At 73.1% G+C, this 24087-nt stretch carries 27 protein-coding genes; 14 read left to right on the top strand and 13 right to left on the bottom strand.

Features of this window, described 5'->3' with window-relative positions; all coding sequences use genetic code 11:
• Nucleotides 1-139 precede the first annotated feature (139 nt).
• The 5 genes from ACIA8R_RS43435 (at nt 140) to ACIA8R_RS43415 (ending at nt 6781) form a co-directional block, all read left to right on the top strand.
• Nucleotides 140-2308 carry an ATP-dependent RecD-like DNA helicase gene (locus ACIA8R_RS43435; RefSeq protein ID WP_364088597.1) on the top strand — a complete coding sequence of 723 codons (2169 nt, stop codon included), beginning with the start codon at nt 140-142 and terminating at the stop codon, nt 2306-2308.
• Between the two features lie 156 nt (nt 2309-2464).
• Nucleotides 2465-3655, top strand: coding sequence for an Ig-like domain-containing protein (locus ACIA8R_RS43430; RefSeq protein WP_397043467.1), 1191 nt, complete (start codon nt 2465-2467; stop codon nt 3653-3655).
• A 231-nt stretch (nt 3656-3886) separates the two neighbouring features.
• Nucleotides 3887-4198 (top strand): MiAMP1 family antimicrobial peptide, encoded by a 312-nt coding sequence (locus tag ACIA8R_RS43425; RefSeq protein WP_397043465.1) that lies wholly within the window; start codon nt 3887-3889, stop codon nt 4196-4198.
• A 130-nt stretch (nt 4199-4328) separates the two neighbouring features.
• Complete coding sequence (locus ACIA8R_RS43420; RefSeq protein WP_397043464.1) at nt 4329-5360, top strand: alpha/beta hydrolase family esterase; 1032 nt, start codon at nt 4329-4331, stop codon at nt 5358-5360.
• Between the two features lie 89 nt (nt 5361-5449).
• Entirely contained in the window at nt 5450-6781 is a 1332-nt protein-coding gene (locus tag ACIA8R_RS43415) for a serine hydrolase domain-containing protein (protein WP_357699763.1), read from the top strand.
• Between the two features lie 33 nt (nt 6782-6814).
• On the opposite strand, the gene ACIA8R_RS43410 is transcribed toward ACIA8R_RS43415, so the two are convergent.
• Nucleotides 6815-7678: a LysR family transcriptional regulator gene (locus tag ACIA8R_RS43410; RefSeq protein WP_397043462.1), complete on the bottom strand. Its 864-nt coding sequence runs from the start codon at nt 7676-7678 to the stop codon at nt 6815-6817.
• A gap of 70 nt (nt 7679-7748) precedes the next feature.
• On the opposite strand from ACIA8R_RS43410, the gene ACIA8R_RS43405 reads away from it, so the two are divergent.
• Nucleotides 7749-8450 (top strand): hypothetical protein, encoded by a 702-nt coding sequence (locus ACIA8R_RS43405; protein WP_364088606.1) that lies wholly within the window; start codon nt 7749-7751, stop codon nt 8448-8450.
• Nucleotides 8451-8461: 11 nt separating this feature from the next.
• Here ACIA8R_RS43405 and ACIA8R_RS43400 read toward each other — a convergent pair whose 3' ends face one another.
• Nucleotides 8462-9445 (bottom strand): hypothetical protein, encoded by a 984-nt coding sequence (locus ACIA8R_RS43400; protein WP_364088608.1) that lies wholly within the window; start codon nt 9443-9445, stop codon nt 8462-8464.
• Between the two features lie 90 nt (nt 9446-9535).
• On the opposite strand from ACIA8R_RS43400, the gene ACIA8R_RS43395 reads away from it, so the two are divergent.
• Both ACIA8R_RS43395 and ACIA8R_RS43390 read left to right on the top strand, forming a co-directional pair.
• Nucleotides 9536-10825: a sensor histidine kinase gene (locus tag ACIA8R_RS43395; protein WP_397043459.1), complete on the top strand. Its 1290-nt coding sequence runs from the start codon at nt 9536-9538 to the stop codon at nt 10823-10825.
• Nucleotides 10806-11501, top strand: a complete 696-nt coding sequence (locus ACIA8R_RS43390; protein ID WP_397043457.1) for a response regulator — start codon at nt 10806-10808, stop codon at nt 11499-11501. Before ACIA8R_RS43395 ends, ACIA8R_RS43390 begins: the two co-directional genes overlap by 20 nt.
• On the opposite strand, the gene ACIA8R_RS43385 is transcribed toward ACIA8R_RS43390, so the two are convergent.
• The gene (locus ACIA8R_RS43385) at nt 11498-11929 is read right to left on the bottom strand and encodes an SRPBCC family protein (RefSeq protein WP_364088613.1); all 432 of its coding nucleotides are present in this window, start codon (nt 11927-11929) and stop codon (nt 11498-11500) included. The genes ACIA8R_RS43390 and ACIA8R_RS43385 overlap by 4 nt on opposite strands.
• A gap of 34 nt (nt 11930-11963) precedes the next feature.
• Here ACIA8R_RS43385 and ACIA8R_RS43380 point away from each other — a divergent pair, with 34 nt between their 5' ends.
• Complete coding sequence (locus ACIA8R_RS43380) at nt 11964-12293, top strand: YciI family protein (RefSeq protein WP_397043455.1); 330 nt, start codon at nt 11964-11966, stop codon at nt 12291-12293.
• A gap of 138 nt (nt 12294-12431) precedes the next feature.
• Nucleotides 12432-13394: an RNA polymerase sigma factor gene (locus ACIA8R_RS43375; protein ID WP_397043453.1), complete on the top strand. Its 963-nt coding sequence runs from the start codon at nt 12432-12434 to the stop codon at nt 13392-13394.
• A gap of 65 nt (nt 13395-13459) precedes the next feature.
• On the opposite strand, the gene ACIA8R_RS43370 is transcribed toward ACIA8R_RS43375, so the two are convergent.
• Nucleotides 13460-13744, bottom strand: coding sequence for a hypothetical protein (locus ACIA8R_RS43370; protein ID WP_357699745.1), 285 nt, complete (start codon nt 13742-13744; stop codon nt 13460-13462).
• Between the two features lie 198 nt (nt 13745-13942).
• On the opposite strand from ACIA8R_RS43370, the gene ACIA8R_RS43365 reads away from it, so the two are divergent.
• Nucleotides 13943-14410, top strand: coding sequence for a GNAT family protein (locus ACIA8R_RS43365; protein ID WP_357699743.1), 468 nt, complete (start codon nt 13943-13945; stop codon nt 14408-14410).
• A gap of 132 nt (nt 14411-14542) precedes the next feature.
• On the opposite strand, the gene ACIA8R_RS43360 is transcribed toward ACIA8R_RS43365, so the two are convergent.
• The 3 genes from ACIA8R_RS43360 to ACIA8R_RS43350 form a co-directional block, all read right to left on the bottom strand.
• The gene (locus ACIA8R_RS43360) at nt 14543-14944 is read right to left on the bottom strand and encodes a hypothetical protein (protein ID WP_364088619.1); all 402 of its coding nucleotides are present in this window, start codon (nt 14942-14944) and stop codon (nt 14543-14545) included.
• Between the two features lies 1 nt (nt 14945).
• Complete coding sequence (locus tag ACIA8R_RS43355) at nt 14946-15482, bottom strand: dihydrofolate reductase family protein (protein WP_357699739.1); 537 nt, start codon at nt 15480-15482, stop codon at nt 14946-14948.
• Between the two features lie 634 nt (nt 15483-16116).
• The gene (locus ACIA8R_RS43350; protein ID WP_364088621.1) at nt 16117-16707 is read right to left on the bottom strand and encodes a TetR/AcrR family transcriptional regulator; all 591 of its coding nucleotides are present in this window, start codon (nt 16705-16707) and stop codon (nt 16117-16119) included.
• 81 nt (nt 16708-16788) lie between these two features.
• Here ACIA8R_RS43350 and ACIA8R_RS43345 point away from each other — a divergent pair, with 81 nt between their 5' ends.
• Entirely contained in the window at nt 16789-17613 is an 825-nt protein-coding gene (locus ACIA8R_RS43345) for an alpha/beta hydrolase family protein (protein ID WP_397043450.1), read from the top strand.
• 60 nt (nt 17614-17673) lie between these two features.
• Here ACIA8R_RS43345 and ACIA8R_RS43340 read toward each other — a convergent pair whose 3' ends face one another.
• The 3 genes from ACIA8R_RS43340 to ACIA8R_RS43330 all read right to left on the bottom strand — a co-directional run bounded on the left by ACIA8R_RS43340 (nt 17674) and on the right by ACIA8R_RS43330 (nt 19755).
• The gene (locus tag ACIA8R_RS43340) at nt 17674-18570 is read right to left on the bottom strand and encodes an RNA polymerase sigma-70 factor (RefSeq protein WP_397043449.1); all 897 of its coding nucleotides are present in this window, start codon (nt 18568-18570) and stop codon (nt 17674-17676) included.
• Nucleotides 18571-18762: 192 nt separating this feature from the next.
• A complete protein-coding gene (locus tag ACIA8R_RS43335; RefSeq protein WP_397043447.1) occupies nt 18763-19362 on the bottom strand; it encodes an SRPBCC family protein in 600 nt (199 codons plus the stop codon).
• Nucleotides 19363-19407: 45 nt separating this feature from the next.
• Nucleotides 19408-19755: a hypothetical protein gene (locus tag ACIA8R_RS43330; protein WP_397043445.1), complete on the bottom strand. Its 348-nt coding sequence runs from the start codon at nt 19753-19755 to the stop codon at nt 19408-19410.
• Nucleotides 19756-19895: 140 nt separating this feature from the next.
• Here ACIA8R_RS43330 and ACIA8R_RS43325 point away from each other — a divergent pair, with 140 nt between their 5' ends.
• Nucleotides 19896-20714, top strand: coding sequence for a TetR/AcrR family transcriptional regulator (locus ACIA8R_RS43325; RefSeq protein ID WP_397043443.1), 819 nt, complete (start codon nt 19896-19898; stop codon nt 20712-20714).
• 123 nt (nt 20715-20837) lie between these two features.
• Here ACIA8R_RS43325 and ACIA8R_RS43320 read toward each other — a convergent pair whose 3' ends face one another.
• Together ACIA8R_RS43320 and ACIA8R_RS43315 are read right to left on the bottom strand one after the other, a co-directional pair.
• On the bottom strand, nt 20838-21206 hold the full coding sequence (locus ACIA8R_RS43320; RefSeq protein ID WP_397043441.1) for a dihydrofolate reductase family protein: 369 nt from the start codon (nt 21204-21206) through the stop codon (nt 20838-20840).
• Between the two features lie 330 nt (nt 21207-21536).
• The gene (locus ACIA8R_RS43315) at nt 21537-22097 is read right to left on the bottom strand and encodes a helix-turn-helix domain-containing protein (protein WP_364088636.1); all 561 of its coding nucleotides are present in this window, start codon (nt 22095-22097) and stop codon (nt 21537-21539) included.
• Between the two features lie 166 nt (nt 22098-22263).
• Here ACIA8R_RS43315 and ACIA8R_RS43310 point away from each other — a divergent pair, with 166 nt between their 5' ends.
• Complete coding sequence (locus ACIA8R_RS43310) at nt 22264-23178, top strand: alpha/beta hydrolase family protein (RefSeq protein ID WP_397043439.1); 915 nt, start codon at nt 22264-22266, stop codon at nt 23176-23178.
• Nucleotides 23179-23183: 5 nt separating this feature from the next.
• On the opposite strand, the gene ACIA8R_RS43305 is transcribed toward ACIA8R_RS43310, so the two are convergent.
• Nucleotides 23184-24083, bottom strand: a complete 900-nt coding sequence (locus tag ACIA8R_RS43305) for a GNAT family N-acetyltransferase (RefSeq protein ID WP_397043437.1) — start codon at nt 24081-24083, stop codon at nt 23184-23186.
• Nucleotides 24084-24087 lie beyond the last annotated feature (4 nt).

Below are 24087 nucleotides of genomic sequence, written 5' to 3'. Positions count from 1 at the left end.
AGATCGGCGGCTGGGGCGGCGGGTGGTCACGGTTCTCATAAGTGGTGATTCCTCTACCCTGGCACCGCAGGTGTATCGGTGGGAGGGGCGAGCGGTGGGCGAGAGTGCGTCTGGTGTCGTCGGTACCGAGCTTTCCGCCGTGCTGGAACGCATCACGTTCGCCAGTGAGGAGACGGGGTACACGATCGCGCGGGTGGCCACCGAGCGGTCGGGGGCGGAGCTGTTGACGGTGGTGGGGCCGCTGCTGGGGGCGCAGGTCGGGGAGTCGCTGCGGTTGCGGGGGCGCTGGACGTCTCATCCTCGGTACGGACGGCAGTTCGAGGTGTGGTCCTACACGACGGTGTTGCCGGCCACGGTGCAGGGTATCCGGCGTTATCTGGGGTCGGGGCTGATCAAGGGGATCGGGCCGAAGATGGCCGAGCGGATCGTCGATCATTTCGGTACCGGGACGCTGGAGGTGATCGAGCAGGAGCCGCAGCGGCTGGTGGAGGTGCCGGGGCTGGGTCCCAAGCGGACGAAGATGATCGCGGCCGCGTGGGAGGAGCAGAAGGTCATCAAGGAGGTGATGATCTTTTTGCAGGGGGTGGGGGTGTCCACCTCGATCGCGGTGCGGATCTTCAAGCAGTACGGTGAGTCGTCGATCTCGGTGGTGCGTGAGCAGCCGTACCGGCTGGCCGATGAGGTGTGGGGTATCGGGTTCAAGACGGCCGACACCATCGCTCAGGCCGTCGGCATCCCGCACGACAGTCCTGAGCGGGTCAAGGCGGGGCTGCGGTACACGTTGTCGCAGGCGGCCGATGACGGCCACTGTTACCTGCCCTCGCCCAATCTGGTCGCCGACGCGGTGAAGATCCTGGAGGTGCCGGCGGAGCTGGCCGCGCGGTGCATGGAGGAGCTGGCGGCCGAGGAGGGGGTGGTGCGTGAGCAGGTGCCGGCCGGGGACAACAGTGTGCCGGCGGTGTATCTGCCGCCCTTCCATCGGGCCGAGGTGTCGCTGGCCGGGGGGTTGTTGTCGTTGCTGCACAGTGGTCATGACCGGTTGCGGGCCTTCGCCGAGGTCGACTGGGAGCGGGCCGAGCGGTGGCTGGCCGCCCAGACGGGTGCGGAGCTGGCGCCGGAGCAGCGTCAGGCGGTGCGGCTGGCGCTGACGTGCAAGGTGGCGGTGCTGACCGGCGGGCCGGGTTGCGGCAAGAGTTTCACCGTGCGGTCGATCGTGACGCTGGCCAGGGCCAGGCGGGCCAGGGTGATCCTGGCGGCGCCGACGGGCCGGGCGGCCAAGAGGTTGTCGGAGCTGACCGGGCACGAGGCCACCACTGTTCACCGGTTGTTGCAGTTGCGGCCGGGTGGGGAGGCCACGTTCGACCGTGACAATCCGCTGGATGCGGACCTGGTGGTGGTGGACGAGGCGTCGATGCTGGATCTGCTGCTGGCCAACAAGCTGCTCAAGGCCGTGGCGCCGGGCACGCATCTGTTGCTGGTGGGTGATGTGGACCAGCTTCCGTCGGTGGGGGCCGGGGAGGTGCTGAAGGATCTGCTGGCGGCCGCGGACGTGCCCCGGGTGCGGTTGACGCAGATCTTCCGTCAGGCGCAGGAGTCGGGGGTGGTCACCAACGCTCACCGGGTGAACACCGGGCATCATCCGGTGCTGGCCGGTATGTCGGACTTCTTTCTGTTTCCGTGTGAGGAGCCGGAGGAGATCGCGGCGATGACGGTGGATGTCGTGGCGCGGCGGATCCCGGCCAGGTTCGGGCTGGACGCCCGGCGTGAGGTGCAGGTGCTGGCGCCGATGCATCGTGGTGCGGCGGGGGCGGGCGCGCTCAACATGGCGTTGCAGGAGGCGTTGACGCCGGCGCGGGAGGGCATGCCCGAGCGGCGTTACGGGGGGCGGGTCTTCCGGGTGGGTGACAAGGTCACCCAGTTGCGCAACAACTATGACAAGGGTGCGGCGGGGGTGTTCAACGGGACGGTGGGGATCGTCACTGGCATCCGTCCCGACGACCACAGTCTCACCGTGCGCACGGACGAGGACGAAGAGGTCGACTACGCCTTCGACGAGCTGGACGAGCTGGCTCACGCCTATGCCGTCTCCATCCACCGCAGTCAGGGCAGTGAGTATCCGGCGGTGGTGATTCCGCTGGCCACCAGCGCGTGGATGATGTTGCAGCGCAACCTGCTGTACACCGCGATCACCCGGGCCAAGAGGCTGGTGGTGATCGTGGGGTCGCGGCGGGCGCTGGCCCAGGCCGTACGGACCAAGGGGGCCGGGCGGCGGCACACGAGCCTGACCCATCGGCTGGAGCGGCCCTGACGCCGTGTTGATCGGCGCGTTGACCCCGGTTGACCTGGGGTTGACAGCAATTAGTGATGCAAATGTGACCGAACTCTCCTAAATGATTCTGCGTCATACATGCAGGAGCATTAAAGTCTTTGGGGTGGGTTTGCCGCCCTGGGGGAGAGGACAGTCTTGAACGTTGCGCCCGCATGGACGAAGTCTGCCGCCGGCCTCGCGCTGCTGGCGGTGGCGGCCCTGACGGCCTGCTCGAGCGGCAACGCCGCCTCGCGCGGGCCCGAGGCGCCCGATGCCACCACCGTGGCCACCCCGCAGGCGCCCACCGTCACCATCAGCCCCGCCGAAGGCAGTGCCAAGGTCAGCCCCGACAAGAAGGTCGTGGTCACCTCCGCCGGCGGCGCGCTGGAGCAGGTGACCGTCGAGGGCGGCGGCCACACGGTCGAGGGCAGGTTCAACGCCGACAAGACCAAGTGGGTCTCGCGGACGCCGTTGAAGCCCTCCACCAACTACAACGTCTCGGCCAAGGCCGGCGCGACCGACGCCACCAGCACCTTCACCACGGTCAAGCCCGCGCGGGAGCTGCAGGTCGCCGACGTCACCCCCAACGCCAAGGGCGAGACCCTCGGCGTCGGCGCGCCGATCATCGTCACCTTCAACCAGCCCGTCACGGGCAAGGCGGCCATCGAGCGCGCCCTTGAGGTGGAGGCGGAGAAGCCCGTCACCGGCGCCTGGCGGTGGATCAACGACACCACCGTCATCTACCGCACCGCCAAGTACTGGCCCGCCCACCAGAAGGTCACCCTCAACGCCCGCATCACCGGCGTCAAGGCCGGCGAGGGCCTGTACGGCGTGAAGGACTACACCGCCAACCTGAAGATCGGCGCCAAGGTCATCAGCAAGGTCGACACCAAGACCCACATGATGTACGTCTACAAGGACGGCAAGCGCGTGCAGACCATGCGCATCAGCGCCGGCATGGCCACCACGCGCGAGTACACCACGACCTCCGGCGTCCACCTGACGATGGAACGCGGCAACCCGGTGCGCATGATCTCCCCCGGCCGCAAGAAGGGCGACCCCGGCTACTACGACGTGATGATCGACCACGCCGTGCGTATCTCCAACTCCGGCGAGTACGTCCACGCCAAGGACAACGTCTGGGCCCAGGGCACGCGCAACGTCAGCCACGGCTGCATCAACTCCCGCCCCGACCAGGCCAAGTGGTTCTACGACAACTTCCAGCGCGGCGACGTCGTCGACATCTCCGGCACCGACCGCAAGCTGGAGTGGAACAACGGCTGGGGCTTTTGGCAGATGACCTTCTCGCAGTGGAAGAAGGGCAGCGCCCTGAACGCCAAGGCCTGACCGCTCCCCCGTTCCCGCCGGCTCCCCCTCGCTCCCCCGGCTCCGGGACGTCTTCCAGCCGCTCATCGCCGCCGAGCCATTCGCGGCGGTGAGCGGCTGTTGTTTTGCGGTCCGCCGAACGGTGCTGGGCCGGCCTTTGCCGTCGCCATCAGCGAAAACGCCTCGACGTGCACGGAGGGTTGCCATACGATGACTGGCCGTAGGCATTCGTCAGGAACCCCGAAGGAGAACATGTTGAAGAAGATCCTTCTCGTCCCCGCGATCACGGCCGGTCTCGTCCTGGCCTCGGCCGGCGCCGCGTACGCCTCCCAATACGTCGCCTACGAAGGCCGCGGCTTCACCGGCCGCTCGGTCGTCCTGGACGCCTGCGGCGTGTCCAACATCCCCTACCACGGCTCCTACAAGTGGTACGGCGACGGCCAGAGCGGCCGCATGTACAACCAGCCCAACGCCACCGGCGTGATGCACTTCGAGCTGGCCTCCAACCGCAACGCCGAGCAGCGCACCCCCGTCGGCTGGAAGAGCATCTTCATCGTGTGCTGACCAGCCCCCCCCGCGAGGCCGGCCGTCCCCTCAGGCACCCCGGGGGCGGCCGGCCTCGGGGCGCGCGCGTACCGGCCGGCGGCGCAAGGCAGACTGGCGGTAGGACCATCGGCACGCGCAAGGGGGCGAGATGGGCAGGAGCGCCGCCGCCACGGCCTTGCTGATGCTCCTGCTGGGCGTGCTGCCGTCCGGCTGCGCGACCCCCTCCCGGCCGGGCACCGGCCGGCCGCCGTTCCCGGCCTCCACCTCGCTGCCGGGCCGGGCATCCGCGCCGGCCCAGGCACAAGGCCGAGCGCGGGAGCGGTTGCGGGCCACGGTGAGCCGTGGGTGCGCCGCCTCTGCGCACCGGCTCGCCTCCGGCTCCCACCAGCTCACCTTCGCCGGCCTGACCCGCCGCTACCTGCTGGCCGTCCCCGACTCCCCCGGCCCCCACCCCGTGCTGCTCAACCTGCACGGCCTGGGCTCCGACGCCGCCGAACAGGCCGCCTACAGCCGCCTGCCCCGGATCGGCCCCGAACGCGGCTACATCGTCATCACCCCCCGATCGGCCCCCGGACGGCTGGCCTGGACCCTGCCGCACACCGCCGGCCCCGACGACGCCGCCTACCTGGCCGCCCTGCTCGACGAGGTCGAAGGCCGCCAGTGCGTCCACCCCGGCCGTGAGTTCGCCGCCGGCCTGTCCTACGGCGCGGGCCTGGCCGCCTCCCTGGTCTGCGCCCTGGACGGCCGCCTGAGCGGGGTGGCCGCCGTGGCCGGCATCCCCATCGCCCAGCCCTGCCGCACCCCCGCCCCCACCACGATGGTCGCCTTCCACGGCACCGCCGACCGCCTGGTCCCCTATGGCGGCGGCCACCCCGAGACCGGCGGCGAGCTCAGGAACCTGGCCGCGCTCGTCGTGCTGCCGCCCGTGGAGCAGACCATGGACGCCTGGGCCGCCGCCCAGCACTGCTCGCCCCCCGCCACCACCAGCCCTCAGCCCCGGGTCCGGCTGCGCGTGTGGGCGTCCTGCCCTCGGGGGGCCACGCTGCGCCTGTACACGGTCGAGGGCGGCGGCCACACCTGGCCCGGCCCCATCGAGGTGCCCCGGCTCGGCCACACCGCCCGCGACCTGGACGCCAGCCGGCTCATCCTCGACACCTTCGACCGCGCCCCCGCCCACTGACCGCCCACCGGCCGCCCCGGGGAAAGGGCCACGGGGGTGAGCCGACGGGTGCGCACCGGGTGGAGGGTCGACGCCGCTAGTCTGTCGCCATGAGTCAGGTGGGACAGGTGACGGCCCGTGCGCTTTTGCGCAGGCTGGCCGTCGAGCAGGCCGAGTGCAGGGTGCCGTCGCTGACGGCGGCGATCGTCCGCGACGGGCGGACGGTGTGGTTCGGCGGCCGGGGCCGCGTCGGCGACGGACCGCCGACCCAGGCCACCCAGTACCGGCTGGGGTCGATCACCAAGTCGATCGTGGCCGTGGCCGTCATGCGGCTGCGCGACGAGGGCAAGATCGCGCTGACCGACCCGCTGGAGCGCCACGTGCCCGGCACCGCCGCCGGGCAGGCCACCATCGCCCAGCTGCTGTCGCACACCTCCGGCCTGACCGCCGAGCCGCCGACCGAATGGTGGGAGCGCACCCCCGGCCTCGACGTGCCTGACCTGCTCAAGCAGGTGGGCCCCGACCAGGTCAAGCACCGGGCCGGCCGCCTCTACCACTACTCCAACGTCGGGTTCGCGCTGCTGGGCGAGCTGGTGGCCCGGCTGCGCGGCACCGGCTGGCAGCAGGCCGTGCGGCAGGAGGTGCTGGCGCCGCTGGAGATGAACGCCACCACCGCCCGTCCCCGCGCCCCGCACGCCACCGGCTACGCCGTCCACCCGTGGGCCGACGTCGTGCTGACCGAGCCCGAGCACGACGCGGTGGCCATGGGGCCGGCCGGGCAGCTGTGGTCCACCCCGCACGACCTGGCCCGCTGGGCCGCCTTCGTCGGCGGCGACACCGGCGGCGTGCTGTCGCCCGACACGCTGGCCGAGATGCGCGAACCGGCCGGCGTCGCCGACGGCGACTCCTGGACCGCCGGCTACGGGCTCGGCCTGCAACTGGCCCGCGCCGGCGGGCGCCGCCTGGCCGGGCACACCGGGTCCATGCCCGGGTTCCTGGCCACCGTGTGGGCCGACCCGGCGCAAGGCGTGGGCGTGCTGTTCATGGCCAACACCACCAGCGGCATGAGCTACACCCTGCCCACCGACCTGCTCGACATCCTCGACGAGCACGAGCCGCGCCTGCCCGAGGAGTGGCAGCCCGCCCCCGCCGACCCCGCCCTGCTGGCGCTGACCGGGCTGTGGCACTGGGGGCCCAAGCCGTACGCGCTGCGGCTGCTGCCCGGGCGTGGGTTGTCGCTGGCGCCCGTCGACGGCAGCGGGCGCGCCTCCCGCTTCGTGCCCCAGGACGACGGGACGTGGCTGGGGCTGGACGGCTACTACGCCGGTGAGACGCTGCGCGTGGCCGCCGACCACCTCGACCTCAACACGTTCGTCTTCACCCGCGAACCCTACGACCCGGCCGCGCCGGTGCCGGGCGGCGTGACCGGCTGGCACGCCTGAGCCCTTCGGCTCGTCTGCCCGTCGGGGAGGGCGTCAGCCCGGCGGGCCGGCCAGCGCCCGGGCCAGGGCGGTGGCCGGGCCGGGCGGCAGCGTGCCGTGCAGCAGTTCCACCCGGTGCACCAGGCGTGGCGCCACCAGCGGCACCCCCGGCCCGGCCGAGGCCGGCAGCAGCGTCAGCCCGTGCCCGGCGGCCACCAGGTTGAGCACGGTGTGCACGTCGTCGCCCTCGTAGACCATCGCGGCGGCGAAGCCGTCACCGGCCAGGTCGCGCAGGCGCGGCAACGGGCACAGCGGCGTCTGCAGCCAGCGGGCGTCGACGAGGTCGGCCAGGCGCAGGGCCCGCCTGCCCGCCAGCGGATGGCCCGGCGGCAGCGCCACCACCAGGTCCTCCTCGCCGACCCCCACCGTGGTCATCGGCCCCGACTCCGGCAGGCGCAGCGGGTCGCTGGGGGCGGCGATGCCATCAGCCAGCCCCAGGTCGGCCTCGCCCTCGGCCAGCAGCTCGGCCAGGTGTTCCCGGCCGCAGGTGCGCACCACCACGTGCAGGCGCGGCTGGGCCGCGCGCGCGGCGGCCAGCCGTTCGGCCAGCACGGCGTTGACGGCCAGCGGGGTGGCGGCCAGGCGCAGGTGGTGGGCCGGCTGGGCGGCCGCCCGCAACACGTCGGCGCGTGCCGCCCGCAGGCGCAGCAGCAGCGGCGCCGCGTGCTCCAGCAGCCGTTCGCCGGCCGCGGTGGGCTCCACCGGGCGGCGGTTCAGCAGCGGCAGGCCCAGGTCGGCCTCCAGCGCCGCGACCTGCTGGGAGATCGCCGACTGGGTGTAGCCGAGCTCGTGGGCGGCGGCCGAGAAGGACCGGTGGCGGGCCACGGTCACGAAGGTGCGCAACAGATTCGGGTCCATCAGTAATGCTTATAGCAGGTGCAGACATCATCGTTGGCGCTTAAGCGGGGGTGGGGGCCACGATGGGGGCATGAGAATCGCCCTGGTGGGAGACCGTTCTCCCAGTGTCCGTTCGCACGTCCGCATCCCCCGGCTGATCGAGGCGCTGCGCGAACGTGACGGCATCGCCCTGGACCCCTACTGGATCCCCAGCACCGAGGCCGACGACCTCGGCGGCTTCGACGGCATCTGGGTCGTGCCCGGCAGCCCGTACGTCAGCGAGGCCGGCGCGGTCAACGCCGCCCGCACCGCCCGGGAGCTGGGCATCCCGTTCCTGGGCACGTGCGGCGGTTTCCAGCACATGCTGCTGGAGTACGGCCGCAACGTGTGCGGGCTGGACGTCGCCCACGCCGAGAACACCCCCGGCGCCGCGCAGGCGTTCCTGGTGGAGCCGCTGTCGTGCTCGCTGGTCGGGCACGAGGGCCTGGTGCGCCTGACCCCCGGCTCGCGGGTCGAGCAAATCATGGGGGCCACCTCCGTCGTGGAGGCCTACAGCTGCTCCTACGGCCTCAACGACGCCTACCGCCGGACGCTGGCCGAGCACGGGCTCGTCTTCTCCGGCCACGCCGAGGACGGCATGGTGCGGGTGGCCGAGCTGCCCGGGCACCCGTTCTTCGTCGGCACGCTGTTCCAGCCGGAGCTGGCCGGCGACGGGCGGCGGCCGCACCCGCTGATCGGCGCGTTCGCCGCCGCCGTACGCCGCCACGCCCACCCGCCGGTGCCCGTCTCCTGAGCGCAGCCGGGTCAGCGGCTGCGGCGGGCCAGGAGCGCCGGCAGGGCGGCCACCGCCAGCCCGAGCACGGCCAGCCCGGCCCGGTCGGCGACCGTCTCGGCGTTGGCCAGCACCCCGAACGCGGTGTGCCCGGCCAGCGCGCCACCGGCCAGGGCCAGGCTGTGGCGGTCCCGCCAGGCGCCGCCCACCGCCCACCGCCGGAGCAGCAGCCCGGCCGTCACCGCCAGGAGCGCGGCGGCCACCATCGGCGCCACCACCCAGCCGCCCTGGGTGAAGGCCGGATGGCGGGCGCCGCCGAAGGGGAACAGCAGCGCCAGGTACCCGAACGCGACGACGGCGGCCCCGGCCGCGACCACCGCCGGGGCGGGAACGTCGCCCGCAACCCCGGCGGGCGGGGGTGCGGTCGGCGGCAGGACGCGCAGCGCGAGCACGGCCAGCGCCGCGACCGCCAGCAGCAGCCCCGCCGTCATCGGCCACGGCGCCAGGTAGCCGGGGTCCATGAAGGTGGCCGTCCAGCGCAGCAGCAGCCCGCCCAGGACGAACACCACGCCCGTCGCCGCCAGCCCGGCCCGTCCCAGGTAGGGGCGCTCGCGCAGCGACGGGAACAGCAGGTCGGCCAGCAGGATCGGCAGCGCCACGCTGAACACCGCGTGGTAGGGGATGTTGAGCTCGGCGTAGGCGCTGTTGAGGCCCAGGACGCGCGGCGCCCAGCCCGCGGCGCCGTACAGGGTGGGGCTGGTCAGGGCCTGCAGCGCCAGCCCCTCCTCCACGATCCCGTACGCCGCCCCCAGCAGCAGCACCGACCCCCATCCGCGGCCGGCCCGGCGTACCAGGTCGCGGATCAGCAGGGTGCCGGCGCCGTAGATGGGCGTCCACACCAGCAGCAGCCACGCCTGGCGCAGCGGCGGATTGCCGAGCGTGAGCTCGGCGAGGACCGGGGTGAGCCCGGCCAGCACAAGCGCGGCCCACCGGCCGCGTGCCCGAAGGGAGACCATGACCTCACGCTCGCCCGCGGCGGGGGCTCGGCGCTGCTGCCTTGCGGCCGGTCCGTGGCCACCGCGGTCGTGAGCCGGAGGTGACTTTGGTTGTCATGGCCGGTGACCGGGGTTGCCGGCCGGCTCGGCGGGCGCGGGCTACGATCGGCCATGGTGTTCGGGGCGGGCGGCTCGCAGACGGGCGGCGAGGATCAGGCCGGGCAGGCGGCGGGGAGACGGGCGCTGGTGGGGCAGGTCGGCGGGTGGTCGTGGCGGGAGGGGGCGGCGGCCGCGGGCGGGATCGTGCTCGCCCTGGCCGCGGCCGTCTCGGTGGTGGGGGGAGACCTGACCCCCGGCACGCCCGGCTGGTACCTGTGGGCGGATGTGGCGGGCGGGGCGGCGGCGTGCGCGGCGCTGTGGTGGTGCCGCCGCAGTCCGGTGGCCGCCGGGCTGGTCGCCGTCGCGCTGTCGGTGCCGGCGGCCGCCGCGTCGGTGGCGGCCGGGATCGCCACGCTCCTGGTCGCGCTCCACCGGCGCCCGCCCGCCGCCGTCGCGGTCGGGCTGGCGTGGGTGGCCGCCTCGCTGGCCAGGTTCGCGCTGCGGCCGCCGGGGCTGGCGCCGTACCCGGTGTGGGCGCTGGTCGCCGTGCTGTTCGGCGGGGCGGTCACCGGCTGGGGCATCCTGGCCAGGACGCGGCGGCAACTGCTGGCCTCGCTGGCCGAACGCGCCCGCCGCGCCGAGGCCGACCAGCGGCGCCGCGCCGAGGAGGCCCGCCGTGCCGAACGCCTGGACATCGCCCGCGAGATGCACGACGTGCTGGCCCACCGGCTGTCGCTGCTGGCCGTGCACGCCGGGGCGCTGGGCTTCAACGCCGCCGCCACCCCCGGTGAGGTCGCCGAGGCGGCCGAGGTCATCCGCTCCAGCGCCCACCAGGCGTTGCAGGAGCTGCGCGGCGTCATCGGGGTGCTGCGGCAGAGCCCGTCCACGCCGCCGGCGCCTGCGGCCCTGGCGCCGCTGGTGGAGGAGTCACGGCGGGCCGGGATGCGCGTGGACCTGCGCCAGGACGGCGTACGCTTCGCCGACGTGCCCGAGACGACCCGGCGCACCGCCTACCGCGTCGTGCAGGAGGGTCTGACCAACGCCCGCAAGCACGCCCCCGGCCGTCCCGTCACCGTCGAGGTCGGCGGCGCCGCCGGCCGGGAGCTGATCGTCGAGGTGCGCAACCCCGCGCCCGCCGGGCCGGCTCCGGCGCTGGCCGCCACCGGCGCCGGAGCCGGGCTGGCCGGACTGGAGGAACGCGTCACCCTGGCCGGCGGCCGGCTGGAACGGGGACCGGCCGCGGACGGCGGGTTCCGGCTGGCCGCACGGCTACCATGGCCCCGTGAGCCAGCCGCCGAGTGAGCCGCCAAGTGTGCCGCCGAGTGTGCCCGGCCCGATCCGGGTGCTGATCGTCGACGACGACGCGCTCGTCCGCACCGGGCTGACGCTGATGCTCAAGGGCGCCCCCGACCTGCGCGTGGTCGGCGCCGTGGCCGACGGCGCCCACGTCCAGGCCGCCGTCGGCGAGCACGCCCCCGACGTGGTGCTGATGGACATCCGCATGGCCGGCCTCGACGGCATCGAGGCCACCCGGCGTCTGCGCGCCCGCACCGGCGCCCCGCACGTCATCATCCTGACCACCTTCGACGCCGACGAGCACGTCCTGCGGGCGCTGCGCGCCGGAGCCGGCGGCTTCCTGCTCAAGGACACCCCTCCCGAGGGCATCGTCGAGGCGATCAGGCGGGTGATGGCCGGCGAGCCCAGCCTGTCGCCCAGCGTCACCCGCAGCCTGATCGCCCACCTGATGCCCGAGGAGGACGACCGGCGGCGCGCCGAGGCCCGCCGCGTGCTGTCGGCCCTCAGCGCACGCGAGCGGCAGGTGGCGCTCGCGGTCGGGCAGGGCAAGCCCAACGCGGTCATCGCCGGCGAGCTGCACATGAGCGTGGGCACCGTCAAGGGGTACATCTCCCGCATCCTGACCAAGGCGGGCCTGGACAACCGGGTGCAGCTGGCCCTGGTCGTCCACGACGCCACCTAGTCCGGGCCGGGCGGCAGCAGGCGTGCCAGCCGGAGCAGCGAATGCCGGGCCAGGGCCGTCACGATCGGCCGCGTCACCGGCCACAACGCCCGTCCGGCCGGGCCCAGCGGCAGCAGCAGCTCCTCGGCCCAGATCACCCGGCTGCCGCCCCGCCACGGCCGCACCCGGATCGCGCCCCGGCCGCGCACCAGCCGCCCGGTGTGCTCCATCAGCACGTACGACGGCGGCTCCCACACCAGGATCGTCATCGTGTCCAGGAACCCCACCGGCCGCACCCCGGTGTAGGCCTCCACCCGCCGCTCGCCCACCTGCCGCGCCGACGTCATGAACATCCATTCGCGATGCCGCGGCCAGTCGGTGATCAGCGCGAACACCTCCTGCGGCGGCGCCGCGACCTGCACGGCCGCACCCGCGTACACCGGTCTCATCGCCCGCCTCCTCGTGCTGGCCATCCTCGGGGACATGAAGTACGTGCTCATGATCGGGCTGGACGAATCCGACGTGCCGGAAGAGATCGCGCTGCACGGGTGCGGCGGCTGGAGCGCGGAGATGGCGGGGCGCGACGTCGTCCGGGGCGGCATCGGGCTGCGACCGGCCGTCGAGGCCACCACCGTGCGCGTGCGCGCGGGCGACGTGCTGCTCACCGACGGGCCGTTCGCCGAGACCAAGGACCAGGTCGGCGGGTTCACCCTGATCGAGTGCGAGGGCATGCGGGAGGCGGTCGAGATCGCCGCCGCCCACCCGGTGGCCCGCTACGGCTCGATCGAGATCAGGCCCGTCCTGGAGCCGTGAACGACCTGGAGGCGGTCTTCCGCGCCGAATGGGGCACGGTCGTGGCCGCCCTCATCCGGCTCACCGGCGACTGGGACCTGGCCGAGGAGTGCGCCCAGGACGCCTTCGCCGCCGCCCTGGAACGCTGGCCGCGCGACGATGTTCACCTGCTGCCATCCGGCGCTGCCGCTGCCCGCGCAGGTCGCCCTCATCCTGCGGACGCTGGCCGGGCTGGGCACCGCCGAGATCGCGCGGGCGTTCCTGGTGCCGGAGGCGACGATGTCGCAGCGCCCGGTCCGCGCCAAACGCAGGATCCGCCAGGCCGGCATCCCCTTCCGCGTGCCGCCGCCGCACCTGCTGCCCGAACGTCTCCAGGCCGTGCTGGGCGTTCTGTACCTGCTGTTCAACGAGGGCTACTCCGGCCAGTCCGCATGGGACGAGAGCGAGGGGCGCTCCGGCGGCGGGCCGGGTGAGAGCGAGGTCCGTTCCGGTGTCGGGCCGCGCGGGCCGGGTGAGGAGGCGATCCGGCTGGCCCGGCTGCTGGCCGGCCTGCTGCCCGGCGAGCCCGAGACCGGCGACCTGCTGGCCCTCATGCTGCTGCACCACGCCCGCCGCCCCGCCAGGACCTCCGGCGACGGCACGCCGGTGCCGCTGGAGGAGCAGGACCGCACGCTGTGGAACCGCGCCGAGATCGAGGAGGGCCTGCTCGTGCTGGAGACGGCACTGGCCCGGCGGGCGGCCGGGCCGTACCAGGTGCAGGCCGCCATCGCGGCCGAGCCCGCCGCGACCGACTGGCCGCAGATCGCCGTCCTGTACGGGCGGCTGGCCACGCTGCTGCCCTCCCCCGTGGTCGAGCTCAACCGCGCCGTGGCCGTCGCCGTGGCCGTCGCCATGGCGGACGGCCCCGCGGCGGGGCTCGCGCTGGTGGACCGCCTGGCCGCCACCGGCGCGCTCGGCGACTACCACGTGCTGCACGCCACCCGGGCCGACCTGCTGCGCCGCCTGCAACACCGGGACGAGGCCGCCACCGCCTACCGGCGGGCGCTCGGCCTGGCCCCCGCCGAGGCCGAGCGCCGCTACCTGGCCAGGCGGCTGGCGGAGGTGACACGGGCGGATGCATGAGAAGGTCCCGCCGCCGGGGCTGAGGACTGGGGAAGTCAGCATCGGCGGCGGGACCGGCCTCGGGATCACGACCCGGGCAAGGAACTCCCGCCGTGGCCGGCCAGACCGTACGCGGTGAGGTACGGCCTGGCGTGCCCGGCCCGGCGGTACGCGGCCCTGCTGCGCACAGCGGCCTGCCCCGCGTCATGGGGGTGAACGTCGGGGCGACCGTGATGGCCGCAGCGGCCCGCGGCCCTGCCCGGGAACGTGCCCGGGCCCGTCGCGACCTGGGCCGCGACACCGCCGCCCGCGAGCGTGGCCGCCGGCACCTCGACGACGGCCCCCGGCTCGCTGACGGCTCTGCCTGTCATGCGCTCCTCCTCCCTGCCCGAGCGGGCGACTCTGCACCGTGACTACCCCATGTCACTCTCCGTGAAGCTCGATGGCCAGGTAAAATCCCTCGTCCGCAGCTCAAGGCCGGGGCGGCGATCACGTTGGGTGATGGAAACGGTCGCCTTGCGCGCGTGCCGCCGGAGAACTGTCGGTGCCTGGTGGCACACTCGGCGGGCATGAGCGATGACGTGCGGCTGCGGCCCGTCCAGGAGGCCGATCTGGAGGTGTTCCTGGAGCAGGAGCACGACGAGGAGGCCGTCCGGCGGTCCAGGTTCGTCCCGCGCGAGCGGGCGGCCTTCATGACCCACTGGGCCACCCGGGTGCTCGGCGATCCCACCGTCCTGGTGCGCGCGGTCACGGTCGACGGGGAGGTGGCCGGGAACATCGTGTCCTGGTGGGAGGGCAGGCGGCGGTTCGTCGGCTACTGGCTGGGCCGCTCCCACTGGGGCCACGGCGTCGGCACCACGGCGCTGGGGCTGTTCCTGGCGGAGGAGAGGACCAGGCCCCTGCACGCCGACCCCTTCGCGGGCAACACCGGTTCGGTGCGGTTGCTGGAACGTCACGGGTTCCGGCACGCGGGCACGGTCTTGCACGGCGACGACGAGCATCTGCTGATGGTGCTGGGCGACGACCTGCCCGCCTGATTTCGGGTGGAGGTGGGCCTTTACCGGGCGGGGCCGTCGCCGACCGGCTTCCGGCCAGGGCGCGGGCTTCCCGGGGTGCGGGTTTCGCCTGGGGGGCTGGGTTTGGCGGGGGCGTCCGACGGGGTTGCGGGGTCAGCCGCGGCCGCCGGTGAACGGGGGCTCGCCCTCCTTCAGGGCGCGGAAGCGCAGCGCCGACCACACCTCGTCCACCGCCACCTGGCCGTTGGGACGCAGCCCGTACTCGCCGACGATGGGCCACAGCGTGTCGCGGTTGATGTCGGACTTGTTGCCCTTGGGGTAGGCCACCCAGACCACGGGCGGGGTGGTGAGCTCGTCGCGGTGCTCGTCCAGGATGCGGTGGGCCGCGGCGGCGTCGGAGGCGAAGATCAACGCGACGTCCGCGTCCTTGACGGCTTCGGCCTCCTGGGCGCCCTCCGGCAGCGGCCCCAGGAGCGGCCGGTGGGCGGGGTCGGAGACCCACACGCTGCTTCGCGGCTTGATGAGCAGCTTGTCGGCGACGGTCTTGGCGGTCATGTCATGCCTTCGTGTAGATCAGGTTCAGCACGCCGGTGCTGAAGGTGGTGGAGGTGGTCAGGCGGAGCGGGATCTGCTCGCGCGCGTCGTCGAACAGCCGCTTGCCCGAGCCGACGACGATCGGGTGGAGCAGCAGGTTGAGCTCGTCGAGCAGGCCCTCGCGCAGCAGCGAGACGACCAGGGTGCCGCTGCCCACGACGGAGATGTTCCCACCGGGGCGCTCCCGCAGCGCCGCCAGGTCGGCCAGGCTGACGACCTCGGTGTTCTGCCAGGACGGCGAGGTCAGTGTGGTGGAGACGACGTACTTGGTCTGCGAGTTCATCGCCTCGGCCATCGGCTCCTTCTCGGGGTCCTGGTTCGGCCAGTAGGCGGCGAACTCCTCGTAGGTGTTCCGGCCCAGCAGCATGGCGTCGGCGGCCTGCATCTGCTCGCCGACCGACTGGCCCATCTCGTCGTTGAAGTACGGGAAGTGCCAGGTGTCGGGGGCCTCGACGACGCCGTCGAGGGAGATGAACAGGCCCGCGGTGATCTTTCTCATGATTGTCGCTCTCCTTGAGTTCTTAAGGTGGCTCAACCTTCCCACCGACAAATGAAGTTGTCAAGACGACTTCGCTTGTCCGAGATTCGGGGGTGTGGAGGTGGCCGGCGGTATGGGATACGCGCTGCCCAACGGCGCAGCGGCCACGGGAGCGGGCCGTGAAACGCGGCGACGGCACGGGCTTGGGGGCGGGACCGCGAAAGGCGACGGCGGCGCGGCCTCGGGCCGGACGGCGACACCCGAAAGCCTCCGCGCGGGCGGGCCCCTGGGCGGGCGGCGAGAGGCGAAGGCGGGGTGGCGTTCGGGTGGGGTGGTGAAGACGGGCGGGGTGGTGCGGCGAGAGGAAGACGGGCGGGATGGTGAGCACGCGAGAGCCCCCGCGTGGGTGCGGATTGTCGGGCGCGCAGAAGGGCTTTCGAACGCGGGCGGAGGGCCCCCGCCGCCGGTTGTTACGGAACGGCCCCCATCGCGCACTAAGGACGGTCGGCTGAGTTCGGGACTGCGCGGGGCGGCCCTGGGCGCGGCCGGTCGCAGCCAGGCGAAGCGCAGCTAGGCGGGGCAGGGCAGGGCGGAGCAGAGCGCGACAGGGCGGGGGCGGGGCAGGGAGAGGCGTGCGGGCCGGGGACTGGGGTTGCTAGGTGTGGGGTGTGGCGGCGGAGAGCAAGGTCAAGGCGGCTTGGCGGGCCTGGTCGGCGGCGTCGGTGCTGTCGTGGTGGGCTGCCACGACGGTAGCGCCCTCGACCAGCATCAGCAGCTGCCGTCCCAGAAGTCGCGGATCGGCGGCCCCGGCGCGTTCGGCGATGCCGGTCAGCAGTTCAAGGTAACGGTCCAGGTGGCGGGCGGTGATGGCCCGTACGGGATCGGTGTGGTGCTGGGCGGCGGCGTTCAGCAGGGCGCAGCCGCGGAAGACCGGGTCGTCGTACCACTGCCGCAGAGCGTCGAACACCGCGGCCAGCTGGGCGCGCGGATCGTCGCCCGCGGCTTGGGCGCAGGAGGCCAGCCGGCGTGCGACCCGGTCGCTGCGCTCCCGGAGCACGGCTTCGACCAGGCCGTCCTTGGTGCCGAAGTGGCGGTAGAGGGTCTCCTTGGAGATGCCGATGCCGGAGCACAGTCCGGCGACGCCGATGCCGTCGAGGCCGTGCTCGTACAGCAGCTCGGTGGCGGCGCCCAGGATGGCGGCGCGGGTGCGGGCGGGGTCGATCGTGGAGCCTTTGGCCACGGGCATGGCACAGATAGTACCGGTCGGTTCGATCCGATGCTAACGTCTCGGCTCGTACCGATCGGTTCGATCTCCGGGAGTTCACCCATGTTTGATCCGCTTGCCGCTGACCCGCCGCGTGACCCCGAATTCCCGGCCACCACGCCGGAGGTGACGTTCGACAGCGGAGGCGAGCGCCTGCTCGGCGTGCTGCACGTGCCCGCCGGACGCGGCCCGCACCCCACCGTCGTGCTGCTGCACGGATTCCCCGGCAACGAACGCAACTTCGACCTCGCCCAGGCACTGCGTCGCGCCGGGTACGCCGGCCTGGTGTTCCACTACCGGGGATCGTGGGGTGTCGGCGGTTCGTGGTCCTGGGGGCACGTGCTGGAGGACGCGGCCGCCGTCGTCGCCGGGCTGCCCGGCCTCGCCGAGGCTCATCGGCTCGACCTGCGGCGTCTGGCGCTGGCCGGTCACAGCATGGGCGGGTTCGCGGCGTTGATGACGGCGGCGGCCCATCCGTCCGTGGCCGCCGTCGCCTCCGCCGCCGCGTTCGACCTCGGCGCGGCCGCCGCGCTGTGCCGGGACGACGCCGAGGTTCGCGCCCGGTACGTCAAGGCGTTCGACGGCGAGCTGGCTCCCCTGCGCGGCACCAGCGGGCAGGCGCTGGTCGGCGAGATGGAGGCGGCCGGCGACGCCTGGCAACTGGCCCGGCTCGCACCACGGCTGGCCGGACGCCCCGTGCTCCTCATCGGCACCGGCCACGACGCCGTCACCCCGAACGAGTTGCACCACGATCCCCTCGTCGCCGCCTACCAGGCACAACCCGTCGAACGCCTCGAACACCACCTCTTCCCCACCGACCACGCCCTGTCGGACCACCGCGTCACCCTGGCCCGCACGATCCTCGCCTTCCTGGACCGCGTCCTGTGACGGGACATGATCGGCGACCGGGCACCTGCCGCACCCGGATGTCGATGTCGGCGCGTCGTGTCAGCGGGTCACGACGGTTTCGTGTTCGACCCGCGACAACTTGCCGGGGTTGCGCACGGCGTACAGGCCGCTGATGAGACCGTCGTCCAGGCGGATGGCCAGGACGGAGTCGACCTCGCCGTCGATCTCGACGATCAACGCCGGATGCCCGTTGACCTGGGCCGGGCGCAGACGGGCCGCGCCGGCGATCCTGGACAGCACCCCGGCCACCGTGAGCGCGCCCTCGACCGGCGCGAGCGCGGCCCGCACCACGCCGCCGCCGTCGGTGAGCAGGACGACGTCCGGCGCCAGCAGGTCGAGCAGGCCCCGCAGGTCGCCGGTCTCGATCGCGCCCTGGAAGGCCGTCAGCGCCTGGCGGGCCTGCTCGGCCGAGACGCTCGCGCGGGGACGGCGCGCGGCCACATGACCCCGGGCGCGGTGGGCGATCTGCCGCACCGCCGCCGGGGTCTTGGCGACGGCCTCGGCGATCTCGTCGTAGTCCAGACCGAACACCTCCCGCAGCACGAACACCGCGCGCTCGGTGGGATGGAGGGTCTCCAGCACCAGCAGCATGGCCATCGAGACGCTCTCGGCCAGCTCGACGTCCTCGGCCACGTCCGGCGAGGTCAGCAGCGGCTCGGGCAGCCACGGGCCGACGTAGGACTCCTTACGCCGGCGCAGGGTGCGCAGCCGGGTCAGGGCCTTCCGGGTGACCATGCGGACCAGGAACGCGCGCCGGTCACGCACGCCCTCCAGCTCGATCGACGCCCACCGCAACCAGGTCTCCTGCAGGATGTCCTCGGCGTCGGCGGCCGAGCCCAGCATCTCGTAGGCGACGGTGAACAGCAGGTTGCGATGGGCGACGAACGTCTGGGTCGCGCTGTCGGACGGGTCCGCCGGTTCGGCGCTCTGGCTCACAATCTGCTCCTGCCTGTCGGTTCTCGACCCTGCCACACGCACAGGACGCCGGCCGCCGCCGCCCTGTGACATCCGGCGACGGTGGCGTGCGTCACAGGGCGTGCGTCACAGGGCGTGCGTCACAGGGCGTGCGTCACAGGGCGTGCGTCACAGGGCGTGCGTCACAGGGCGTGCGTCACAGGGCGCGGGCGGTCAGCGGGACTCGGCGGCGGTCTTCAGGTCGCGCAGCCACGCCTCCAGCCCCGCGCCGAGGAGCTTGGTGGAGGTGGCCACGTCGGCCTCGACCTGGGCGCCGGTCCAGGTCTCCTCGGTGTGCACGCGCACACCGCCCTTGACCCGGGTGAACGTCCACAGGTGCACGCCCTGGTCGATACGCACGCCCTCGCCGACCGCCGGGCCGCTCCACAGCAGGCAGTCCTCGCTCTTGAGGCGGCGCAAGGTGGAGGTGATGTGCATGGTGGTGGCCGGGGTCGTGGCGGTGGCCGGAGCCGGGGTGGTCCAGCGCCACGACGACCCGGCGCGCAGCGGGCCGTGGTCGAGGCGCTTGCTGGACAGGACGGGCTTCTGCCAGTCGGGCCACCCCTCCACCCGGGTCTGCAGCCGGAAGATCCTGCTCAGCGGAGCCTTGATCACGATGTCGGCGTGGTAGCGGATGCGGGCCGAGGCGTCCACGCCCTCCCCGCGGCACCGGGACCCGTGAGTGGTGGCCTGGGCGGCCGGGACGTTGCCCGCCAGGACGCCGGCGACGGCCAGCGGGATCAGGAACGAGGCGATGCGGACGTTGCTGAACATGGTGGTGTTCCTCTCGTTGAAGGATCGAGATCGAAGGGGGACGCCTCAGCGGCGGCCGGCCCGCAGGACGGCCGCGACCAGGGCGGCGCAGGCGGCGACGATCAGCACGGCGAAGGCGGGGTGCAGGTCCTTCGACAGGCTCGGCGCCGCGTCGGACCGGACCAGCCACACGGCCAGCGGCGCCGCGTAGGTGAGGGCGACCAGCACGGCCGCCCGTCGCACCGCCCGGTCCCGGGCGTGACGCAGGGCGCCGACCAGCACGACCGCGACCGGAACGGCCGCCAGCAGCGCGAACTGGCCGACTACCAGGGCGGGGACCGCCCAGGCGGCGACGCTCACCGCCACCGGCGTGCCGCGACCGGTACGGGCGGGCGGCTGGTACGTGCTGGTCATGACGTTCCCCTTCATCTGGACGGCTACGAGCGGTTAGAAGCTCGTGCGTTCGTTAGAAGTTATAACCGTGCGGCGAGCGGAGTGTCAACAACGTTCGTGATAGCCTCTAACTAAATTTCTGAGGTGTAGCGGAAGGCGGTATGACCATGGCCGACACCGGCACGGCGACCCCGCGCGAGCGCTACCGCGCCCAGGTCCGCGCCGAGATCAAGGAACACGCCTGGCGGCAGATCGCCACCACCGGAGCCTCCGCGCTGTCCCTCAACGCGATCGCCAAACAGATGGGCATGAGCGGCCCCGCGCTCTACCGCTACTACGCCAACCGCGACGAGCTGATCACCGAACTCATCCGCGACGCCTACCGCAGCCTCGCCGACACCCTCCGAACAGCCGCCGAAGAGGCCGCCGGGAAAAACGGCGGGACAAGCAGCGAGGAAGGGGGTGCGCGAGGCGGGGTGCAAGGCAGCGAGAAGAGCAGCATGCGGGGCGGCGAGAAGAGCAGCGGAAAAGGCGGGGTGGAAGGCGGCACGGGAGGCGGTGGGACAAGCGGCGAGGAAGGCGGTGGCCTGGCCGTGCTTGCTCACGCCGTACGCGGCTGGGCTCTGCGTGACCCCCAGCGGTACCTGCTCATCTACGGCACCCCCGTCCCCGGCTACCACGCCCCCGACGACATCACCGCCATCTCATCCCAGATCATGACGCTCCTGCTCGACGCCGGCTCGGCCACCCCGCCCGAGCAGCCCGAGCAGCCCGCCAGCCTGCTTGAACGCCACCTGGCCGACCATGGCGACTGGGCCGCCGGCCACCCCGCCCCGCCCGCCGTCCTGCACCAGGCGCTCAGCTTCTGGACCCGGGTCCACGGCGTGCTGTCCCTGGAACTGGCCGGCCACTTCACCGGCATGGGCTTCGACCCCGCCCTGCTCTTCGCCGCCGAAGTGGACGACCTGCTGGCACGCTGACCCGGCACACACCACAGACCCGGCCCGGGCTGGAGCGGCCCGGCCCGATCCCGCCCGAGACGCGCCACAGGCCCGGCCCCGCGCGAGGCGGGACCGGACCTGTGCGACGCGCGTTACCGAGCGTTACCGGACGTCCTGGGGCAGATGGGCCTTGGCGTCGTCGTAGGAGCCCTCGCCCACGGCCTCGGCGGGACGGTAGACCAGGTACAACACGCCCGTGGTGAACGTCTGGGAGCTGACCAGCTCCAGCGGGATCGGGGTGTCCCCCTCGTCGAACAGCCGCTCGCCCTTGCGTACCGCGATCGGGTGCACGAGCAGGTGCAGCTCGTCCAGCAGCCCGGCGGCCAGGAGCCGGCGGACCACCGAGACCGAGCCGCTCATCGCGATCCGGCCGCCCGGCTCGGACTTCAGCGCGGTCACGGCCTTGACCAGGTCGCCCTGCAGCAGCTCGGAGTTGCGCCAGGTGAACTCCAGCGGCTGACGGGATACCACGATCTTGCGCGCGTCGCCGATCGTCCTGGCGAAATCGGCGTCCTCGCCGCCCGCCTCCTCGCGCTGCGGCCACGCCCCGGCGAAGCTGTCGTAGGTTGCGGCCCAGCAGCATCGTGTCGGCCATCTGCGACGTCACCGCCGCGCCCATCTCATCGTCGAAGTACGGGAAGTGCCAGTCGGCCGGGTCCTGGATGACACCGTCGAGCGAGATGAACAGGTTTGCGCTGATCGTCCTCATGATGACCCTCCATGCGGGGGCGGGGCCGTCCGGCCACGCCGTGTCGCGTTGTGCCCGAAGTTCGGCTTTACAGATCTCCTACGGTCACCCTTTCACCGGCCCAGCCCCGCCACGAGGAACCCGACCAGGCGGCGGGCGTCGTAGCGGGGGTCGGCGCCGGCCCCGATGCACAGGTTCCCCACCCCGCGCATGAGCTCGAAGGCGTCCAGGCCGGCGCGGATCTCACCGGCGGCCGCCGCGGCCTCCAGCAGGCGCGCGCACACCGGCACCAGCCGGTCCAGGAAGTAGGCGTGCAACGTCTGGAAGCCGGTGTTGTCCGGCTGCAGCACCGCGGCCAGCCCGTGCTTGGTGACCAGGAAGTCGACGAACAGGTCGATCCACTGCCCCAGCGCCGCGTACGGGCTCGCGGCGGCGGCCAGCAGCGCCGGACCGGCCTCGGCGCAGGACTCGACCTGGTGACGGTAGACGGCGATGACCAGGTCGGCCCGGGTCGGGAAATGGCGGTAGATCGTGGCGGTCCCGACCCCGGCCTCGGCCGCGATGTCACGGATCGGCGCCTCCACGCCCGAGGTGAGGAACACCGCGGCGGCCGCGCGGAGCAGGTTCTCCTCGTTACGCCGGGCATCAGCCCGTTTCGGACGCGAGTGGTCCACGCCGTTCCCTCCGGATTGCTAAACGGGACACGGTCCCGTATCGTCAAAAACGGGACACGGTCCCGCTTGCTCATGATGTCAGAGCGGAGCGCCGGCGGCAAAGCCCTGCCCTCCGCCCTGCACACCGCCCTGCCCACCTGCCACCACCCACCCGGAAGGCACACCCATGCCCACATCGCCCAGCACCCCGGTCGTCTCGGTCAGGCCGGTCGTCCTGCCCGCACCCGGACGGGGCGAGGACCTCCAGGTCCGCGTCTCGGCCCCCGCCACCGGCGACCGCCTGCCCGTCATCGTCCTGTCCCACGGCCACGGCTGGTCCATGGACGGCTACGCCCCTCTGGCCGACTTCTGGGCCGCCCACGGCTTCGCCGTCGTGCAACCCACCCACCTCGACTCCCGCACCCTCGCCCTGCCCGCCGACGACCCCCGCACCCCCACGATCTGGCGCGTCAGGGTCGAGGACCTCAGGCGCGTCATCGACGACCTGGACGTCCTGGAAGCCGCCCTCCCCGGCCTGGCCGGACGCCTGGACCACGACCGCCTGGCCGTCGCCGGCCACTCCTGGGGAGCCCAGAGCGCCGGCATGCTCCTCGGCGCCCGCGTCCTGGACGCCGACGGCACGCCAGGACAGGACCTGTCCGACCCCCGCGTCAAGGCAGGCGTGCTGCTCGCCCTCCCCGGCCTGGGCGGCCGTGACCTGTCACCGTTCGCCGCCGAGCACTTCCCCTTCATGAACCCCGCCTTCGACGGCATGACCACCCCCGCCCTGCTGGTCGCCGGCGACAAGGACGACTCCCCGCTGTCGACGCGAGGGCCGGACTGGTTCACCGACGGCTACCACCTCAGCCCCGGCGACAAGAGCCTGCTGACCCTGTTCGGCGCCGAGCACACCCTCGGCGGCGTCGCCGGACACCAAGTCGCCGAGACCACCGACGAGAGCCCCGAACGCCTGGCCCTGCTGCAGCGGCTGACCACGGCCTACCTGCGCACCGCCCTCGACCCCCGCGACACCGCCTGGCCCGACGCCCGCGCCGCCCTGCGAGCCGCCCCCCACCCCCTGGGCCAGATCCGGAGCAAGTAGGCCGCTCAGCCCACCGGGCGGCGGAAGCCGAACGTCTCGTGCCGCCGGACGAAACCCAGCGAACAGTAGAGCTCGCGGGCGGCCACGTTGGTCGCGTCGTGGTTCACCGTCACCACCCCCACGCCCAGCGCCCGCATGCAGCGCATCGCGTGCAACATCGCCGCCCGCGCCAGGCCCCGCCGCCGGAACGCCGGATGGGTGCCGACCGGCTCGAAGTGACCGATCGCGTTGCGCTCGTCGATCCAGCCGACCGCGAAGGCCGCGATCCGCCCGTCCGGCGCCTGGACCACGATCTCGTCGGCCGGGTCGTAGCCGGGCCGCTCCATCACCGCCGCGCGGTAGAGCGGCCCGGTCCAGTCGTCGCCGAACGCCGCGTTGCGCGCCTCGGCCAGCCCATGGGCGTCCTCGGCGACGGCGTGCCGCACCACGAACCCGGCCGGCACGCCCGGCTCGGGCACCGGGTCGCGCAGATCGCGCTCGTTGACGTGGTCCCACACCCGGAACCGCTCGAAACCGGCCCGTCCCAGCAGGCCGATCCGCGCGGTGTCGCAGTCGAAGACGTCGGTCAGCACGTACGGCTCACCCGGGTCCATCATCCGCGCGGTCGCCCCGGCCGCCTCCTCCAGCATGTCCAGCTCCCGCGGCCCGCCACGCAGCCGCGGCGCGGCGAAGACGTCGAAGGCGCAGCCGAACCGCAGCAGGATCGCGATCCCGGCCAGGCCGTCGCCGTCCTCCCACAGCCGTACCAGCTCGGCGGCCGGACGGCGGTCGCGCAGATTGTCATAGACGCGGTGCGGCAGCTCGCCGACATGGTCGTAACCGCACCGCCCGGCCTCGCCGATCCACCCCGCCATGACCGACCGCAGGGACGGCAGATCCTCATGGCGGAAGACACGCACGCGCACAACG

It is taken from the genome of Nonomuraea sp. NPDC051191 (assembly GCF_044455665.1).
GTDB lineage: Bacteria > Actinomycetota > Actinomycetes > Streptosporangiales > Streptosporangiaceae > Nonomuraea.
The sequence above is the reverse complement of the archived record's forward strand: the minus strand, read 5'-3'. Positions and strand labels throughout refer to the sequence as shown.

Coding starts and splice junctions, on each gene's coding strand:
- ACIA8R_RS43425 (WP_397043465.1), top strand. CDS start 3,887: ATGTTGAAGAAGATCCTTCTCGTCCCCGCGATCACGGCCGGTCTCGTC.
- ACIA8R_RS43420 (WP_397043464.1), top strand. CDS start 4,329: ATGGGCAGGAGCGCCGCCGCCACGGCCTTGCTGATGCTCCTGCTGGGC.
- ACIA8R_RS43415 (WP_357699763.1), top strand. CDS start 5,450: ATGAGTCAGGTGGGACAGGTGACGGCCCGTGCGCTTTTGCGCAGGCTG.
- ACIA8R_RS43410 (WP_397043462.1), bottom strand. CDS start 7,678: ATGGACCCGAATCTGTTGCGCACCTTCGTGACCGTGGCCCGCCACCGG.
- ACIA8R_RS43405 (WP_364088606.1), top strand. CDS start 7,749: ATGAGAATCGCCCTGGTGGGAGACCGTTCTCCCAGTGTCCGTTCGCAC.
- ACIA8R_RS43400 (WP_364088608.1), bottom strand. CDS start 9,445: ATGGTCTCCCTTCGGGCACGCGGCCGGTGGGCCGCGCTTGTGCTGGCC.
- ACIA8R_RS43385 (WP_364088613.1), bottom strand. CDS start 11,929: ATGAGACCGGTGTACGCGGGTGCGGCCGTGCAGGTCGCGGCGCCGCCG.
- ACIA8R_RS43380 (WP_397043455.1), top strand. CDS start 11,964: ATGAAGTACGTGCTCATGATCGGGCTGGACGAATCCGACGTGCCGGAA.
- ACIA8R_RS43375 (WP_397043453.1), top strand. CDS start 12,432: ATGTTCACCTGCTGCCATCCGGCGCTGCCGCTGCCCGCGCAGGTCGCC.
- ACIA8R_RS43370 (WP_357699745.1), bottom strand. CDS start 13,744: ATGACAGGCAGAGCCGTCAGCGAGCCGGGGGCCGTCGTCGAGGTGCCG.
- ACIA8R_RS43365 (WP_357699743.1), top strand. CDS start 13,943: ATGAGCGATGACGTGCGGCTGCGGCCCGTCCAGGAGGCCGATCTGGAG.
- ACIA8R_RS43360 (WP_364088619.1), bottom strand. CDS start 14,944: ATGACCGCCAAGACCGTCGCCGACAAGCTGCTCATCAAGCCGCGAAGC.
- ACIA8R_RS43355 (WP_357699739.1), bottom strand. CDS start 15,482: ATGAGAAAGATCACCGCGGGCCTGTTCATCTCCCTCGACGGCGTCGTC.
- ACIA8R_RS43350 (WP_364088621.1), bottom strand. CDS start 16,707: ATGCCCGTGGCCAAAGGCTCCACGATCGACCCCGCCCGCACCCGCGCC.
- ACIA8R_RS43345 (WP_397043450.1), top strand. CDS start 16,789: ATGTTTGATCCGCTTGCCGCTGACCCGCCGCGTGACCCCGAATTCCCG.
- ACIA8R_RS43335 (WP_397043447.1), bottom strand. CDS start 19,362: ATGTTCAGCAACGTCCGCATCGCCTCGTTCCTGATCCCGCTGGCCGTC.
- ACIA8R_RS43330 (WP_397043445.1), bottom strand. CDS start 19,755: ATGACCAGCACGTACCAGCCGCCCGCCCGTACCGGTCGCGGCACGCCG.
- ACIA8R_RS43325 (WP_397043443.1), top strand. CDS start 19,896: ATGACCATGGCCGACACCGGCACGGCGACCCCGCGCGAGCGCTACCGC.
- ACIA8R_RS43310 (WP_397043439.1), top strand. CDS start 22,264: ATGCCCACATCGCCCAGCACCCCGGTCGTCTCGGTCAGGCCGGTCGTC.